Consider the following 16551-nt stretch of genomic DNA (forward strand, 5'->3'; position numbering starts at 1 on the left):
ACCCTGGACGAAGCATAACACTATTTCCGCAACAAGCGTCCGTCAAGCAAGCAACGATGTCTGTCTTGGTAAGGAGTATTTATGGAACAACAAGCTATTTCGCAAGGATCGCTGCCCAATCCGCCTGTAGCTGAACATGGCAAATCCTCTCTGGGTCCTGTCTTGTGTTGGGCCGTGGTCTTTGCCGATATTGGCTCGTCTATCTACTACACACCGGGAATTCTCTATAGCAGTGTGGGAGGCCTTGCCGGTTTTTTTGTTTTATTGACAATGGTAGTTTTTATCCTTCTCACACTCAAGTATGCCGAGGTCAGCGCCCGCTTCCCCGAAGGTGGGGGAGTTGTCTCTGTTGCCGCCCAGGGTATCCACACATGGGCGGGTGCCGTTGGCGGCATGTTCATTCTTGTCAGCTACTTTCTCACCGCAGCTATTAGCTGTCTCTCATCGCTCCAGTACCTTGCCGTGGTCTTTCCGGCAATCCTACCCCATGTTCTCTGGATCACTATCGGCGTCTTGATCCTGCTAGGGCTTCTCAACTGGGTAGGCGTGAGCGAAAGCGCGAAGGTAAGCATGATCGCGGCTATAATATCCTTTGGCAGCGATCTTCTCGTGCTCTGGACTGTCTTCACCAACATCTCACCATCAGAGCTCATCACGCTATTTACCGATGTCTTCAGGACGCAGGCTCTCACTCCATCTTCAATCCTTGTAGGCTTTGCCGGAGCTTTTCTTGCCTTTTCTGGCCTGGAGAGTATTTCCCAACTCTCCCCGGTAATGAAGGCGCCGCGCAAGAAAGTCATTAGCCTGGCCCTTTTGCTGGTTGTGCTCACAATCGGCTTTACCAGCCCGCTGCTTACAACCCTCTCTACTCTCTTGCAGCCCGAGGCGGCTCACCATGAGGTACTATCAACGCAGCTTGTCTCGTTACTCGGTGGTCATTGGGGCAATACACTTTTACAGACCGAGGTAGCCATCAGCGCTAGCCTTATCCTGGCCTTCGCCAGCAATACAGCCATCATTGGAGCCTACCACGTATTTCTTGCTCTCTCGCGCATGGATTTCCTCCCGCCCTTTATTCTTAAGCGCAACAGTTTTCGCGGTACACCTCATTACTCTATTGCGCTCTCGGTGGGAATTCCAATCCTTGTGCTCTTGATCGTCAATGGACAAATCAACCTGCTGGGCGATCTGTACGCCTTTGGCCTGCTTGGAGCATTCTCCCTTACCTGCTTGGGATTGGACATGATCCGCTTTCGCGAGTTGAAAAAAGGAACGCACACAGTTGCCTCCCTTGCTTCTTCTCCGCCGTCTGAGAAATCCATCGGGCCTGCGCATACTCACCTACAACCTGTTTCCGGATCTCTCAATGGGCATCAATCGGCCAATGGCACAGTCACAGCCTCGTCGGCAACCCTCGATGCTTCACAGCTTCAGCGTGCGTTGCGAACTGCCACATGGAAACGGATAGATTTCGTCATTGGCGTCTTAACAACGGTTCTGGTTATGCTCGCCTGGTTTGTTGGGCTCTTCTCCAAGCCGCTTGGGGCAGCCTTTGGCGGCTCCGTTGTGCTGATTGGAGTGCTGATCGCGGTTGTAAACTCCATGCATCGCGGACGTACTCTGGTCCTTCCCGCTCGCCTGCAAGGACGTGTACCGGATTCTACTCTTGTCGTTTTATTGGATGGCGAGAAACTCAACGAGCAAATCATTAACAGTGCTTTACATGCCATTGAACAACAACCTGTGGTCTTTTTATATCTAAGCAAGCACATGATCGAGCGCAACCCCAGACCTTTTGAGATCCTCGATCCTTACCTTGAAGATTCATCGGCCCGAGAGACACTGAGTAAGGCTGAACAAATAGCACGCAAGCAGAAAGTTACTCGCCGCTTCGTCTATTTGCCCTATACCTCGGCCCAAATAGCGCAGGTCTGGCGCTTTGTACAGCCTCGCGATGTTGTTATCCCGGCCGAACTACTTACCAGGGCTGAGGATATTAACCCGGATCGCATTCGCTATGAATTAACCCCTCATGGCAAAATAGCGCACTTACTCAAACGCTGGTGAGTGCCCAAACGACCGGCTCTTGCTTCCCATGCATGCTGAGGACAAGTGATAGGCGACTCCTGTTAGCCGCCTATCACTCATTTCTTCAATCGAAATCCGCAGCCGCTGTGGGATCGCGGTGCATAGCAAAAAAGCGTTGGATCTGCGCTGGTACTATACGCGTCAGCGATAATGGTGGTAGCTCATCTTCAGCAAAGAAGGCTACATCATCTGTCTCTGAGCTTGTGGTTGGCTTTCCTCCTAGCAGTTCACATTCAAAGAAGATTTTATAAATGTGATAGGGCAAAGGAGGGTGCCCATGCTTATCCCGATCATAGACCGCGAGCAAGCGCGTGGCACGAACCTGATAGCCAGATTCTTCCCACGCCTCGCGCACAGCAGCTATAGCAGGCGCTTCGCCTACGTCGGCCCAACCTCCGGGCAAGGTCCAGCCACCATCTGAGCGTTCCTTAACCATTAATATTTTGTTATCTTTGAAAACGGCTGCCCGCACATCTACTTTCGGTGTAGCATGCCCGCTCTCTGCCTCAAATAGCCGCCTTACGTCTCCAACATCAATGTGGGCATTGGCCGCCATTATTTCGAATGCCAGCTCTTGCAACGCTTTGTAACGCTCAATATCATAAGGATCGCTGGCGTAGGTGAGACCCGTTTGCGCCATTGATTGCAGCATTTTTGCCCACTGTAGCCATTGTGGGTCCATACAGATTTCCCTCCAAACAGTATTGGAATAGCTCCCGGCCGGGAAACTCCCCTACTGTAGGGTAGCACCTTTCGACGCTCCTTTACAAGGGAAACCAGGACTGCTACCAACTGGGCATTTGAGCTACCGCTCGCCTAACTTCAACATGGCAGCGATTACTTCTCATGTTAAGAATGGGAATACTACCTCAACATGCTTTTCAAGCTCACTGACAAGCGTGCTGGATCGCTTCCTCTCTACCATAGAGATGGAGCAGGCACTCTGCTTAACAAAGTTTATCTGGTCCGTACCTGCATACCGTTACAAAGCCCGCAGACGGTATTGTCAGCATCAGCAACAAAGTAGTAGCCCTGAATCGCTGGGCCTGAACGCTGCTTCTGTTGCGATTTGGTATGTGTAGCCGTCCATGCTGGTGGATCGCTGGCAGGGAAGGATTCTTCTGAAGCTTCTAGCACAATGTCGTTGTTATAATCGCTATTGTGACCAACTTGCCCGGCTATCCAATGGCCTCCCAACAAAACTTCAATTGCCTGCCCATGGGCAATTCGCGGTCCCTGGGCGCTACCAACTACATAACTACCAGGGGCAGTCCCAGGAAATAGAGCTCCTTCTAGCATATATATTCCCTTCTCTATTCTTACTATATCTTCTCGTAGAGTGGCTTTCCTCTCTTCATCGCCTGACATCAGAAAACCTTAACGCTTTGATGCCCATAACAATGCGCTCTGACATTTGTTCTTCTCATCCTAACACGTCCATACTTCACAGTAGGTTACGCTGATTGCAAGTTTGTGGAAGCCAGCTTGACGTTAAATTGTATCCAATATAAAATATTGCCAGGCTCAAGAAAATAGTTGTCTTCTGAGTAAAGTGATATAGCTACACATTTCTCCATTTCTCCCAGGACATATCGCGTAACGTATGTTCCTTACAGTTCTAGAGGAGGCATTTCATGTTTGAGGCGCGGAGAAAAGCGTTTATGGAACGGATGGGAGGCAAAGGTATTGCCATCTTTCTCAGTTGTCCGGAGTATCAACGCAGCGCGGATTCTCTGGAATTCACCTATCGCCAGGATAGTAACTTCTACTATCTCACAGGGCTTGATGAACCTGATTCCATCTGCGTACTGGCTCCCGAACAGCCCGAGCACAAGTTCATCCTTTTTGTGCGCCCACGCGATCCTAAGCAGGAGAGTTGGACAGGCAAGCGTATCGGAACAGAAGGGGCAATAAAAGAGTATGGAGCCGATGCGGCTTACTCGCTCAAAGAGTTAGACGAAAAGCTGCAAGAGTATCTGAAAGGCTGTCAGACCCTCTACTATAGCAGCGGCAGCTCTACGCATTTCGACAGCGAGCTCACGCGTCTCCTCACCACGCATAGACATGTCTTCCAGCCACGAGCCATCTATGATGCCATGTTTCCCCTCAGCGAGATGCGCGTCAATAAATCGCCAGCCGAGTTAGACGTGATTCGTCAGGCCGCCAGCATCAGTGCCGAGGCTTATCGCGAAGTGCTCAAAGTGCTCAAGCCAGATATGTACGAATATGAAGTGCAGGCAACCCTCGAATATGTATTTCGCAAGCATGGCTCCGCGCGCAACGGCTATGCATCCATTGTGGGCTCTAGCGGCAATGCCACTATCATGCACTACGATAAGAATGATCGCCGCATGGCCGCTGGGGATCTTGTACTTATCGATGCGGCCTGCGAATATCAGCATTATAGCGCAGATATAACCCGTACTTACCCGGTCAATGGCAGCTTTAGCAAGGTGCAACGCGCCCTCTACGAAGTTGTCCTACATGCGCTGGAGCATGCAATCGCCTCAGTTAAGCCCGGTATTACGCTTAATGATCTCCACAATCAGACACTCCAGGATCTTGTGAGTGGCATGGTCGAACTGGGCATCCTGAAGGGAGAAGTAGCAAAGCTGATCGAAGACAAAGCTTACATGCCCTTCTATGGCTATTTCACCTGCCATTGGCTCGGCCTCGATGTGCATGACAAAGGCCCTTACAAGTCTCGTGGTCTCTGGGATGAAGACATACTTCTTGCTCCAGGCATGGTCTTCACTATTGAGCCTGGGCTCTACATTCCTGCAGGCACAGAAGGTGTTGATCCCATCTACTGGAACATTGGTATTCGTATCGAAGATAATGTGATCGTGACCGCCGCTGGCTGCGAGAATATCACTGCCGATGCCCCAAAATCAATCGCAGATATCGAGGCCTCCATGAGCCGCTAGGAGCTGGCTAGCTCTCATGCTCTCTATAATAAGGAGGAGGAGAGAGCTAGCCGCAACCAGGCTTTTTCCTGTATGACAGGTCCTCCCTGACGCAACTATCTCTCTGCGTCTCGCGCTAAAGAGCCAGAGGCGAGAAAGCTTAAGCGGCCCAGGCGCGGGGACAACCATTGATCAAGACCATAGTAGCGTCCTGCGGAGATGGCGAACAAGATCGCAAACAGGATCGCATAGGGCAAAGCAGTTCCTACATCTGTGCTGGAGCCTGGCTGATAGGGTCCGCCAAAGCCTTCGGCGGTTGACCAGATTACCAGGGATAACAGCAGACCTATAACATACATCATGTTGCTGAAGACGCCAAGGATTAAAAAAACTGCTAATGCCGTTTCTGTTGTGGCCTCAATACGTGCAAAGAGCAGCGGATTTACACTGACCAGGGATACCCAGAAAGCGATCCAGCTTGCTATAGGTCCTGGCTGGCCTTGCCTGGCCGCCGAGACCTGATCTATAAAATGGGTTTGGAAGCCTGGCTGCCATTTTAACCAGGCTGCGACACCCCAGAGCAGACCAAAGAGAAGGCGTAATGCCGCTATCCCTTTGTATCTCCAGGTAATTGCTGAAAAACTACGAGACGCAAACATACTTAAAGGTAAAGGCGAGCTTGTTGAATTTGTGCGCATAAAGCTTCTCCTGTGCATCAGTGCGATCAATGACGGATCTGTCGGTAACTTACCTTCCGCCAACGATAGGCCTGATAGCAGGTCTCGATAATTGATTGGATGAGCAATTGCCTGGCACTGGAGCTCTAATCGTCAGGCATTTTCATGAATACATTCTCTATAGAGATATATGCGGCCAAAGCTGGTGCTTTGGATCTTTTACGCCACTCAAGATACCTCAGGTCCGCATACATAGTCTGATACGCGCAAGGTTACAGCTCATAAATAAGCAAGCTAGCCCTCGGCTATTTCTCAATAGCTGGAGGACTAGCCGCGACCAGGCTTTTCCTGTTCTAAATATTTAAAAAGTTTGGCGAACTCCTCTGCAAAAACTGTTCTCAGCCCTTCAAACCTGTCATCACGATGCCTTGCGTAAAGTAGCGTTGCAAAAGCAAGAAAACCGCGATAACCGGAATGACCACGATCACGGCTCCAGCCATGAGCAAGCCTGTATCACTGGTATGCTGGCCAACGGCGAAGGTAGCCAGGGCTACTGGTAAGTTATACTTCTGATCGCTTGTCAGCACGATCAAAGGCCAGAGGAAGTCATTCCAGGAGCTAAGAAAGGTAAGGATCGCCAGCGTGGCCAGGGCCGGCCCGCTCAAAGGCAATACCAATCGGCTATAAATGAAAAGCTCGCTTGCCCCATCCACACGCCCGGCATCGAGTAATTCATCTGGAATGTCCATCATGAATTGGCGCATCAAAAAGACTCCCATGGATGCCGCCGCCTCGGGCAAGATGACTGCACTTAGCGAATTGACCAGGTGCAACTTGCTCATCAGCACAAAGAGCGGAACAAGTGTCACAGCCCCGGGAACCATCAGCGTTCCCAGCACCAACAAGAAAAGGATGTGCTTGCCTCTGAATTTCAGCTTTGCCAATGCATAGCCAAGCATAGAGCAGAAAAGCAAGTTCAGCACCGTCACAGCTAGCGTGATAAGTACAGAATTCACCACGTAAGTAGGAAAGTTGAGCAATGAGAAGAGCTTTACGTAATTATCCCAGGTTGGAGCTTGGGGAAACCACGTTGGAGGAATACGTGTTAACTCTGCTTCGGTCTTCACGGAGCCAAATAGCATCCAGATAAACGGGGCTCCTACCAGGATGAGCCCCAATGAGAGGAGGGCATACACCCACAAGTTTTGCTTCTTTGTATGCCCGGCTCGCGCGACTTTCCCTCTGGGGGTCTCGGCATCCCGAGACTGCTTGCGGTCCTGCGCATGAGCAGATAACATTTAGAGCACTCCTTTCTCAAGTCTGTGGACGCAACAAGCGAAACTGTACAAGCGCGAAGAGCACAATAGCTATGAACATCACGTAGGCCATCGCGCTTGCATATCCCTGGTGAAAGAAACTAAAGCCTTGTTGGTAAAGATAGATCGAGACCGTCAGGGTACGATTGAGCGGCCCGCCATTGGTCATGACGAATGGCTCGGCAAAGACCTGAAGGAAACCAATGCTTGTCACAACCGTGACAAAAAGCAGGACAGGGCGCAAAAGTGGCAGCGTAATGCTACGAAATTGTCCCCATATCCCCGCACCATCGATGTTGGCGGCCTCATAGAGCGACTTATCTATGCCCTGCAAGCCAGCCAGAAAGATAATCATGGCTGATCCCATGTTATGCCATACACTCATAATGATGATAGCGGGCATAGCTAAATTTGGATTGCCCAGCCAATCTGCTCCTGGCAGCCCAAACAGATGCAAAAAGCTATTGAGCAAGCCAACGTCTGGATTATAGATATAGCGCCAGATCACGGCCAGGGCCACGATACTGGTAACAACGGGAAGGTAATAGCCTACCCGGAATAGCGACTTGAGGTAGCTCACGCCCTGGTTAACTCCTAGAGCGAGCAGCAAGCTCAACACAACATTCAACGGCACCCCTACGACAACAAAGTAGAGCGTATTGAATGCAGCCGTTAGAAACAATGGATCACGGAACAGCCTGAGATAATTCTGTATACCAATGAAATGCAATTTGAAGGGATTTGCCAGATTCACAAGGCCAAAATCCGTAAAGCTGAGAATCAGCGATGCCACAATCGGCCCAAGCAGGAAGAGGAGAAAGATAAGGGTCCAGGGTGCCGCAAAGACCCAGCCGATCACGTTCTGCTTCCAGTTGGACCGCGAGGACATCGTATGTATCGACCTATCGCGAGACCAGCGCCTGGTTACGGGTGTTGGCAGATCACTCATGGCTAGCTCCCCATCCCTATAGCTGTAGCTTTTTGTTGCATGTCGTTGGCAGCCTGCTGTGAGGTCATTTTCCCAAACATGACCTGCTCCATATCGTTATCGATAACCGTAGCAACCTGTTCCCAGGTAGTAATCACCGGCGGCCCCTTCGCATCATCCAATTGCTTATGGAAAACCGCGAGATTCTTATCCTCAGCCAGAGCTTTATCATTCCAGGCGGCTTGTACGGCGGGCAGATCTTTAACCGTGTTATACCATTTAACCTGCACATCGGGTTGTGAGGCATACTGCACAAACTTCCAGGCAGCCTCACGATGCTGGCTATTCTTAAAGACAACCATATTCGCTCCACCTAAAAATGAGGTACTTGTGAGCTTTTTCGGCAGAGGCGCAACCGCCCACTTGCCAGCGATAGATGTTCCTCCATCCTGCTGTACCAGCCCAACTTCCCAGGGACCCGAGATAAACATCGCGCTCTGCCCCTGCACGAAGCTCTGGGCGACGTCAAAGCCTTGAGGTTGGGTCTGCGGCGTGACGCCAGCCTGGTAGAAAGAGCGGTAGTAATCAAGCGCATCAACGACATGAGGGGTATTCAGGGTAAATTTATCGCCCTGGACAAGCTGACCGCCGCTCTGCCAGACAAAAGGTATAAATTCCTCCCAGTCGTTTGAAGAGAGCGCAATGCCATATTTTGCTCCACCCTTTTGCTGCATGGCTTTAGCATCCGCGAGGAGCTCATCCCAAGTTTGTGGAGGAGCAGTGATACCAGCTTTTTGCGCCATATCAGTGCGATAAAACAAAACCCGTGTCTCGACGTACCAGGGCACTCCATAAGATGTACCATTCACCACCGTGGTATCCCAGGCACTCTTGAAAAACTGGCTGGACGCAATATTACCAGGAGTGGGATCAAACGCGTCGGCTCTGGCAAATTCGGACATCCAGGTTGTACCCATCTGGGCAACATCCGGCGTTTGATTGCCAGCTATAGAGGTCAAGAATTTCTGATGTGCGTTGCTCCAGGGTATGGCTTGCACCTGCACATGAATATCAGGATTCTTTTTCATAAAGTCGCTGGCCAGCACTTTCAAATTATCGCCCTCGGTTCCCATCCCCCATACGGTAATCGTGGTGGGGTTCGAGGAAGTTGCGTTACCTCCATCTCCTCCACATGCAGCCAGCAGCGTCGCTACCAGCATCAAAGATAGAACTAACATCAGGGATATGCGCTTTCCCATGAAACGCCTCCTTTCGCGCCTGAGCGATATAAAATCTTTCACGAAACACTAGACTTTTTGCTAGCGATCGCCTGGTCGTCATTGACTCTCAATTTGCCTATCTCTCAGAATAGGGCAGAAGTTAGTGGTTCGAAAATACACTATGCAGCCTATACGCTTACAGCAGAAATTGTCTTAGCCCAGCTTCTCAATAGCCCTTGACGGTTCTGGGAGGACTACAAGAGTCACGCACGACAAGATCGGTCACTAAGCGAATGGAAAGGGATTTGCTCAACGTGTTTAACGCACTCGAAGAGGATACATCAAGCAAGGATAAGAGCAGCTCTGCTGCCTGTTTGCCCATCTGATAGAATGGCTGTTGTACAGTAGTCAAGGGTGGGCTTAAATAAGCAGATGGTGGAATATCATCAAAGCCAACTAATGAAAGATCCCTCGGGATACGCAGGCCATGCTTGTGGGCTACAGTAAGCACATCGTAAGCCATCTGGTCATTACCCGCAAAAATAGCTGTCGGTCGATCGGCCATGCTTAAAAAAATCTCTGCAGGGGCACAGCCACTCGTGGGAGTAAAATCTCCTTGCTGTATGAGCGTGGGATCGATGGCCAGGCCGGCTTCTTGTAACGCATCGCAATATCCCTGATAGCGAGCCTGGGAGGCTCGATATTCAACGGGGCCTTGAATATAGGCGATGCGCCGATGTCCCATCTGAAGTAAGTAGCGCGTAGCAGCATATGCCCCTACCCGATTATCAGCACTCACCCATGGAACGCTTGTTGGTTCCCCACGATCATCAATGATAACCACGGGAAAACCTTTTTCGTAAAGCTCTGTTAGATAAGGAGTGGCTGGACCCGGGAATACGGCTAGCAGCCCCGAGGCCAGGTTCGAATGCAGAATGCGTGAGATTACTTGCTGCTGTTCTTCATGAACTTGATTCTTCGTAATGCTATAGAGAAGCAGCTCGTAAGGTGACTGGGCTACGACGTCAGAAATACCACGCATAATTTCTGACATTAATGGCCAGGCCAGCGAGGGAACCAGTGAACCGATCAGACGACTACGGCCACCCGCCAGCTTCGCAGCAGACATATCCAGCACGAAAGTCTGCTCCTCGATGACACGTAAAACACGCTCTCGCGTCGCCGGGTCCACATCTTGCTTAGTGTTTAAAACTCGCGAAACTGTAGATTTAGAGACTCCAGCCAGCCGTGCAATATCACGTATGGTGAGCTTCCTTGCCATCAATGCTTCTCCCCTGACGGTTTAATTCTGCTCGGGACGGTCCCGGGACCGTTCCCGAAGGTTATATATAACATAACCGATAGCTTACCCGTCTGTCAAGGGAGTGGCTTTATCGCTTAGGGGTTTCCACTTCTCCACAATGGAATTGCGATTATTTCCTCCTCCTTGCCGCCGTCAGGCGCTACAAAAACGAGAACTGGAAAGCCTTGCTTTATCGCTAGAGCAAAATATAGTTATGTGAGGCATGCTATCAAATCTCTCTCATCTCTACCTCTTTGCCAATAAATCTTTAAGCTCGCGCAACGCTGCATCTGTATGCCAGGGATGGGCTGCAGAACTCACTATTTGATACAGGTCTTCAACTTCCTGGCTACGTTTATGGCTCCCCAGCTCGTTCGCGCCCCGTATGCTCTGCTCGAAATAGACTCCAAAGGCCTCACGGTCTCCACGATAGAGGGCTGTCGTTGCGCGCTGGGTAAGCATCTCCACCCGAAACCTTTCGGGAACCAGCAGAGAAGTTGGCAAGGTTTCTAATTGGGCCAGCGCATCTTCTGAGCGCTGATAGTGCTCATTTGCAACCTTTCCCGCTTTATGCTGCCCAAGGACAAAATGCGTTTTACCTTCATCCAGGATCAAGGAAAATATTCCACAGTCAGCGGCCACAAAGCTTGGCATGGGCTCGCTTTTCTCTGGCAAACTCTCGCGTGCCAGCCGTAAGGCGGTCTGAGACTGCTGCTCTTCTCCATTTCTGGCTTGAGCGTGAGCTAATCCGGCTAGCAATTTACTTTGTAAAATTGGTGGCAAGAAGGCGAGATAGAGTGCAGCTTCCTGATATGAAGACAACATCTTTTCAAGCTGTCCTAAATAGTAGTGGGTATAGCCTGTGTGAATAAGGGCCATACAGAGCAAGGAAGCATCTTGGGCCAGCCTGGCATATTCTACGGCGCGTTTACAACAAGCTAGGCGACGTTCCAGGTTCTCAGGTCCCAGGAGTTGATGCGTGGCCACCAGGCCAAGAAGTATGTAGGCCTGGGTCGCAAGCTGCGCCGCCGTCACACGATAGAGCGGATCTTCCTTCACTGTCATTTCCAGGAGGGGCAGGCAACGCTTGCTCACAATGGCCACACTAGAAAATTCGCCATCATTGATGAGATGCCAGCAAGCGACAAGAGCCGCCATGCACTGAGCCAGAAATTCGCTCTCAGCTCCCCACCGGCGTTGCCTGCCAGTAGTCCAGGCCAGTAGAGATAGGCCGGTAATCGTCATCAGTGCGTATCTACGCGATAGCTTCGTAGCGCTTGTCCGCGGCCATTGGGCCAACTCCTGATCGATAAAGGTATGCAGAAGAGCATACGGACCTTTCCATTGCTGTACTAAAGTAATAATATAAGCTGTTAAGCCTCCATAGCTCAGCATATTCGCGCCATCTATTTCATCTCTGTCTGCTCCTTGCGCTGAAAATAAGCGTCGGGCCACTGGCTCTACCTTCTGACATGCTGTATGCGTTTGGGCGGAAATTGGCGGAACCTGACAGATAAGGCTTGCACTATCTCGTTCGTAAAGGCCTTGTTCCAGCTCCCGATCTGGCAGAGGTATGGCGACCGAAGCTTCTTTGTTCTCGCTGGCTTCATATGCTAATAGAGGTGGCGGACCGGACTGTGTGCCAGCAATAATCAGTTCCCCCGGCTCCTGTTCCTCCTGCCTACGAAGCTCGGCCCGGTTAGAGCGCGGAAACAGCTCTTCCACCTCTACTTCCAGGTGCTCAGCAAAGCGCTGCCGTATCTGGTGCGGAACTGGATATCTCCCCTTCACATAGTGGGTCAGCATATTCTCGGATACGCCTACTAGATGAGCGATTTCCCCTTTTCTGAAGCCAAGTTCTTTAATATATGCTTCTAGCCTGTTTGGATACCTCCCAGCAACTTGCTTTTTTGGCTCGTTTGCTCCATCTTCAGACTTTTTCTTCATTCCCTCTGTAACTTCCTTCCCCAAACCAACTTACAATTATATTCCTACATACAAGTATAGCGCGATATACAAATATATTATTGTGTTTTCTTTGTGAAGCTATAGAGAAATACTTGTTTCTAAGCTATGATTATGCTAGGCTTTTGCGGTTCCTTTTCTCCACGTTTACGCCTATAATTATCTCAGTGAGCACTTCCAGCACTTTACAATTTTTCTCTATGCGTCTTCCACAACAATAAGGCTCGCTGGGAGTGCTAACGCCCTCAATTGATCCATCAATGGGAGCAAGGGATACTACTTCTTGCAGATGCTTCTCGTATATACTATCAATATCCTCGCGAGCAGCAAGGGGCGCATTCTTATCTCTCTTGCTTCAGAAAGGATTCTACAAAGTGAATAAGAAACATCCTGTTTCCTCATATACTTCCATGGAAGACCTGAAAAAACCGTCTGACTCCCGCCTTCTCCTGATCTCTAGCGAAGAGGCAGGTTGGAAAGAACTGACAGTACGTGCGTATCAAGAAAAGTTAGAAGAACATGAGGGTTGGATCGAACCTACTGTGCCTGACACCACATTATTCATATTTACCCGTGGAGCAGCTTCCGTGGAGCGACGCTATGCCAACAGTCACTGGAGAAAGCAGCACATCCAACAAGGGGAACTATATCTCACTCCTGGCGGAAGCCCTCCCACTGAGTTGCGCTGGAGAAATCTCTCTCCAGAGCCAGTCCAGACCCTGCGTCTACTCTTAAGTACTGCGCTCCTTTCCAGGACCGCTCAAGAGATTGCCGATCGCGATTACACGCGTCTTGCGCATATACAACATTCTGGCTTTCATGATCCAGTGCTGATGCAGATAGGCCTGGCACTATGGCAAGAATTGGAACAACTTTCTCCTGCTGGAAACCTCTATGCACAAACTGCATCTCAGATGATCGCTGTTCACCTCCTGCGCCACTACCACTCTGTGGGAAAAACTCTCAAGGACCCTTCACAAGGGTTGACTCATCAGCAGATATGCCGGGTGATGGACTTCGTTCAGGCTCATCTCAGCCAGGATCTCTCATTGGAGACATTGGCTCAACAAGTCGGTTTCAGTCCCTATCACTTTGCCCGCCTATTCCGTCAAACAACCGGAGAAAGCCCGCATCAATTTGTTTTGCGGCAACGCATCGAGAGGGCGCAACAGTTGCTCGAAAAGACAGATATGCCCCTTAGTCTTATTGCCTCAGAGAGCGGATTTGCCGATCAGAGCCATCTCACACAGGCCTTTAAACGGCAGCAGGGCCTGACTCCCCGCGCCTATCGGCTGGATCGCTTGATCAAAGCAAGTTTTTCATAAAATCGCACAAATCCACAAGATCGCCTCATGCTTTCCCTGGTATTATGGATAAACAATATTATTGGTAAATAAGGTTAAACCTTATGGAGCTTCTGTCTCGCCGAGCAAGGATGGAAGCTCTGAAATACTAGAATGGAAGAGATGCAATGGGAAAACTTGACGGGAAAGTGGCAGTTATTACAGGGGCAAATAGCGGCATTGGCCTCGCAACGGCAAAACTCTTTGTCGCAGAGGGCGCCTTCGTCTACATCACGGGCCGCCGACAGAAGGAACTGGATGCAGCAGTCAGTCAGCTTGGCAAGCAGGCGCTGGCTATTCAAGGAGACATTGCCAATCTCGAAGACCTTGATAGGTTGTACGCAACGGTCAAACAACACCATGGCAAAATTGACATCCTTTTTGCCAACGCAGCCATCAATGGCGAATACCGTCCTTTAGGTATGATCACTGAAGCTCAGTTCGCTGACGTCTTTAATGTGAATGTGAAAGGAACTCTCTTCACTGTGCAAAAAGCGCTTCCGCTGCTGCAGGATGGGGGAGTCCTTGTGCTGACCGCATCGCTTGCGGCCTCCACTGGCGCAGCTGCGATGAGCGTGTACAACGCAGCCAAGGCAGCGGTCCGCACCTTCGCACGCACCTGGGCGGTTGAGCTTTCGGCACGCAAGATTCGCGTCAATGCGATGAGTCCCGGTGGCATTCAAACACCAGGTCTGGATTCAATAGCGCCTGATGACATGAAAGATGCAGTGGCCGCGCATGCGCTGATGAAAAGGCTTGGCAGTGCAGACGAAATAGCCAGAGCAGTTTTGTTTCTGGCCTCAGATGAGAGTAGTTTTATTACTGGCACAGAGTTACATGTTGACGGTGGCGCCTCAGTTCTCCATTAGAAGGAATACGAGCCACTACAAAGCGTCTGGCCGTTATATCCTCATAGCCTGTAGTTGTGCGTGCAATCCTTGCATACACAACTACTTTGTGCTATACTTTTCTCATGGAAAATCGCATTGAGAGAAAACAATTGAGGACCTGGCGAGCTTTTATCACCACTCATGCCACGGTCATCGATCTGATCGAACATGAGTTGGCTGAGGCTGGACAACTGCCGCTCTCCTCCTATGATGTATTGCTCGCGCTTGTAGAAGCTCCTCAACGCCGTTTGCGCATGCACGAGCTGGCAAGTGCAGTTGTGCTCAGCCGCAGTGGCCTGACGCGCCTTGTGGATCGTTTAGAGCACGATGGATTGCTCAAGCGCGATCGCAGCGGACCCGACCGCCGGGCAACCTACGCTGTGCTCACGCTCAAAGGCTTTCGCGCGTTTCGCCAGGCCTGGCCTGTCTATGCACGAAGTATCGTCAAGTATTTCGTCAGCTATCTGAGTGAGGAAGAGATGAGTTTCCTTAGCAAAATCTTCGAACGCGTTCTCGCCACAATCCATGAGCCGTCCAGCCCTGAGCCCCAGGTTCCAGACAAAGCCGATCTTTAAATATACTTATTATCAGATCAATTATATAATTCCCGTCTCTTCATTAATTAATAATTGACCATCTAGACTTGAGAGTGCTCCCATACTAGCTGGTTGACCTGGCCAGTACATTCGCAAGGAGCTTTCTCCATAGCTCACGCAGTACACGAAGAGCACGCACACGTGCATAATGAGCACTGTGGGCATCTGGCCATTACACATAATGGTCACACCGACTATTTACATAATGGCCATCTTCATTCCCCTCATGGCTGTCAAATACTATAAACATCGTACTCAATTCTGGCCTTCCTCAAATTATTTTTCCTTAACGAGATACTATCTCATTGACACAATCCCTTCTTCATGCTATCCTTACTAATAGATATGTAGTATCATTAAAAATGATACAAGGTCCTGTTAATAAGGAGTCTTTCACCTATGGCAACGCAGCGAAAGCCATTCATCTGGCTTTCTTTCATCTTCATAATTGTATTTCTTCTGAGTGCTTGTGGATCAACGGCGTCGGGTACGAATACAAATACAGCCTCGTCGAACCAGCCTATCTCTGTAGTCGCGGCAGAAAACTTCTACGGTGATATTGTTAAGCAACTGGGCGGCAACCAGGTTAATGTCACCAGCATTCTCTCTGATCCAAATGTCGATCCTCACGAGTACGAGACTACGCCAAAGGATGCTATGGCAGTAGCGCAAGCCCAGCTCGTGATTGAAAACGGTGGCGGCTATGACAGTTGGCTAGATAAGTTGCTCTCCAGTTCTCCCAACCAGAACCGCATTGTGCTCAAAGCTTTTGATATCGCCAAGGTCAAGCTGCCTGACAACGAACATGTCTGGTACAGCCTTGAGAATATGCAAACCCTGGCCACATCAATTACTGCGAGCCTGAAGAAAATTGACGCCGCTCATGCAAATAGTTTCGAGAGCAATCTGCAGACCTTTAGCCAGGCGCTGCAGCAGGTGCAGCAGAAGATGAGCACGATCAAAGCCAGCTACAATCATACGCCTGTTGGTCTGACCGAGACTATCTTCCTCTATCAGGCCGAGCCTATGGGTCTCAATGTGCTCACACCCTTGGAATTTCAGAAAGCTGTGGCAGAGGGGAATGATCCGCCTGCGGACACTGTTATAACAGCCGAGAATCAAATCACCAGGCGTCAGATCAAAGTGCTTATCTACAATGAGCAAACCGTCTCGCCAGTTACTACTAAACTACAAAACGATGCAAAGGCACAGCATATTCCCATCGTTGCCGTGACCGAGACCATGCCTGCTGGTAAGACCTATCAAGCCTGGATGCTTGACCAGCTAAACCAGCTTGAAAAGAGCTTGGAGAAATAGAA

Annotated in this window: 14 protein-coding genes; 6 read left to right on the plus strand and 8 right to left on the minus strand. The window is 50.1% G+C overall.

Features of this window, described 5'->3' with window-relative positions:
* The first annotated feature begins 81 nt into the window (after positions 1-81).
* Positions 82-2067, plus strand: a complete 1986-nt coding sequence (locus EPA93_RS00725; RefSeq protein WP_129885193.1) for an APC family permease — start codon at positions 82-84, stop codon at positions 2065-2067.
* Between the two features lie 85 nt (positions 2068-2152).
* Here EPA93_RS00725 and EPA93_RS00730 read toward each other — a convergent pair whose 3' ends face one another.
* Entirely contained in the window at positions 2153-2770 is a 618-nt protein-coding gene (locus EPA93_RS00730) for an NUDIX hydrolase (protein ID WP_129885194.1), read from the minus strand.
* A 275-nt stretch (positions 2771-3045) separates the two neighbouring features.
* Positions 3046-3387, minus strand: coding sequence for a hypothetical protein (locus EPA93_RS00735; RefSeq protein WP_129885195.1), 342 nt, complete (start codon positions 3385-3387; stop codon positions 3046-3048).
* 335 nt (positions 3388-3722) lie between these two features.
* Here EPA93_RS00735 and EPA93_RS00740 point away from each other — a divergent pair, with 335 nt between their 5' ends.
* Positions 3723-5015 carry an aminopeptidase P N-terminal domain-containing protein gene (locus tag EPA93_RS00740; protein WP_129885196.1) on the plus strand — a complete coding sequence of 431 codons (1293 nt, stop codon included), beginning with the start codon at positions 3723-3725 and terminating at the stop codon, positions 5013-5015.
* A 95-nt stretch (positions 5016-5110) separates the two neighbouring features.
* Here EPA93_RS00740 and EPA93_RS00745 read toward each other — a convergent pair whose 3' ends face one another.
* The 6 genes from EPA93_RS00745 to EPA93_RS00770 all read right to left on the minus strand — a co-directional run bounded on the left by EPA93_RS00745 (position 5111) and on the right by EPA93_RS00770 (position 12385).
* A complete protein-coding gene (locus EPA93_RS00745; protein ID WP_129885197.1) occupies positions 5111-5692 on the minus strand; it encodes a hypothetical protein in 582 nt (193 codons plus the stop codon).
* 377 nt (positions 5693-6069) lie between these two features.
* Positions 6070-6969 (minus strand): carbohydrate ABC transporter permease, encoded by a 900-nt coding sequence (locus EPA93_RS00750; RefSeq protein WP_129885198.1) that lies wholly within the window; start codon positions 6967-6969, stop codon positions 6070-6072.
* 16 nt (positions 6970-6985) lie between these two features.
* The gene (locus EPA93_RS00755; protein ID WP_207229401.1) at positions 6986-7936 is read right to left on the minus strand and encodes a carbohydrate ABC transporter permease; all 951 of its coding nucleotides are present in this window, start codon (positions 7934-7936) and stop codon (positions 6986-6988) included.
* A gap of 2 nt (positions 7937-7938) precedes the next feature.
* Positions 7939-9174 carry a sugar ABC transporter substrate-binding protein gene (locus EPA93_RS00760; protein ID WP_207229402.1) on the minus strand — a complete coding sequence of 412 codons (1236 nt, stop codon included), beginning with the start codon at positions 9172-9174 and terminating at the stop codon, positions 7939-7941.
* Between the two features lie 187 nt (positions 9175-9361).
* Positions 9362-10417 (minus strand): LacI family DNA-binding transcriptional regulator, encoded by a 1056-nt coding sequence (locus EPA93_RS00765; protein ID WP_129885199.1) that lies wholly within the window; start codon positions 10415-10417, stop codon positions 9362-9364.
* Positions 10418-10684: 267 nt separating this feature from the next.
* Complete coding sequence (locus EPA93_RS00770; RefSeq protein ID WP_129885200.1) at positions 10685-12385, minus strand: hypothetical protein; 1701 nt, start codon at positions 12383-12385, stop codon at positions 10685-10687.
* 392 nt (positions 12386-12777) lie between these two features.
* On the opposite strand from EPA93_RS00770, the gene EPA93_RS00775 reads away from it, so the two are divergent.
* The 4 genes from EPA93_RS00775 (at position 12778) to EPA93_RS00790 (ending at position 16549) form a co-directional block, all read left to right on the plus strand.
* On the plus strand, positions 12778-13728 hold the full coding sequence (locus EPA93_RS00775; RefSeq protein WP_165422775.1) for an AraC family transcriptional regulator: 951 nt from the start codon (positions 12778-12780) through the stop codon (positions 13726-13728).
* A gap of 146 nt (positions 13729-13874) precedes the next feature.
* Positions 13875-14615 carry an SDR family NAD(P)-dependent oxidoreductase gene (locus EPA93_RS00780; RefSeq protein ID WP_129885202.1) on the plus strand — a complete coding sequence of 247 codons (741 nt, stop codon included), beginning with the start codon at positions 13875-13877 and terminating at the stop codon, positions 14613-14615.
* A gap of 104 nt (positions 14616-14719) precedes the next feature.
* Entirely contained in the window at positions 14720-15211 is a 492-nt protein-coding gene (locus EPA93_RS00785; protein ID WP_129885203.1) for a MarR family winged helix-turn-helix transcriptional regulator, read from the plus strand.
* Positions 15212-15631: 420 nt separating this feature from the next.
* Positions 15632-16549 (plus strand): metal ABC transporter solute-binding protein, Zn/Mn family, encoded by a 918-nt coding sequence (locus tag EPA93_RS00790; RefSeq protein ID WP_129885204.1) that lies wholly within the window; start codon positions 15632-15634, stop codon positions 16547-16549.
* Positions 16550-16551 lie beyond the last annotated feature (2 nt).

The sequence above is a fragment of the Ktedonosporobacter rubrisoli genome (assembly GCF_004208415.1).
Classification (GTDB): domain Bacteria; phylum Chloroflexota; class Ktedonobacteria; order Ktedonobacterales; family Ktedonobacteraceae; genus Ktedonosporobacter; species Ktedonosporobacter rubrisoli.

Excerpts from the sequence above, each read along its gene's own strand:
- EPA93_RS00725 (WP_129885193.1), top strand. The coding sequence starts at position 82 with ATGGAACAACAAGCTATTTCGCAAGGATCGCTGCCCAATCCGCCTGTA.
- EPA93_RS00730 (WP_129885194.1), bottom strand. The coding sequence starts at position 2,770 with ATGGACCCACAATGGCTACAGTGGGCAAAAATGCTGCAATCAATGGCG.
- EPA93_RS00735 (WP_129885195.1), bottom strand. The coding sequence starts at position 3,387 with ATGCTAGAAGGAGCTCTATTTCCTGGGACTGCCCCTGGTAGTTATGTA.
- EPA93_RS00740 (WP_129885196.1), top strand. The coding sequence starts at position 3,723 with ATGTTTGAGGCGCGGAGAAAAGCGTTTATGGAACGGATGGGAGGCAAA.
- EPA93_RS00745 (WP_129885197.1), bottom strand. The coding sequence starts at position 5,692 with ATGCGCACAAATTCAACAAGCTCGCCTTTACCTTTAAGTATGTTTGCG.
- EPA93_RS00750 (WP_129885198.1), bottom strand. The coding sequence starts at position 6,969 with ATGTTATCTGCTCATGCGCAGGACCGCAAGCAGTCTCGGGATGCCGAG.
- EPA93_RS00755 (WP_207229401.1), bottom strand. The coding sequence starts at position 7,936 with ATGAGTGATCTGCCAACACCCGTAACCAGGCGCTGGTCTCGCGATAGG.
- EPA93_RS00760 (WP_207229402.1), bottom strand. The coding sequence starts at position 9,174 with ATGGGAAAGCGCATATCCCTGATGTTAGTTCTATCTTTGATGCTGGTA.
- EPA93_RS00765 (WP_129885199.1), bottom strand. The coding sequence starts at position 10,417 with ATGGCAAGGAAGCTCACCATACGTGATATTGCACGGCTGGCTGGAGTC.
- EPA93_RS00770 (WP_129885200.1), bottom strand. The coding sequence starts at position 12,385 with ATGAAGAAAAAGTCTGAAGATGGAGCAAACGAGCCAAAAAAGCAAGTT.
- EPA93_RS00780 (WP_129885202.1), top strand. The coding sequence starts at position 13,875 with ATGGGAAAACTTGACGGGAAAGTGGCAGTTATTACAGGGGCAAATAGC.
- EPA93_RS00785 (WP_129885203.1), top strand. The coding sequence starts at position 14,720 with ATGGAAAATCGCATTGAGAGAAAACAATTGAGGACCTGGCGAGCTTTT.
- EPA93_RS00790 (WP_129885204.1), top strand. The coding sequence starts at position 15,632 with ATGGCAACGCAGCGAAAGCCATTCATCTGGCTTTCTTTCATCTTCATA.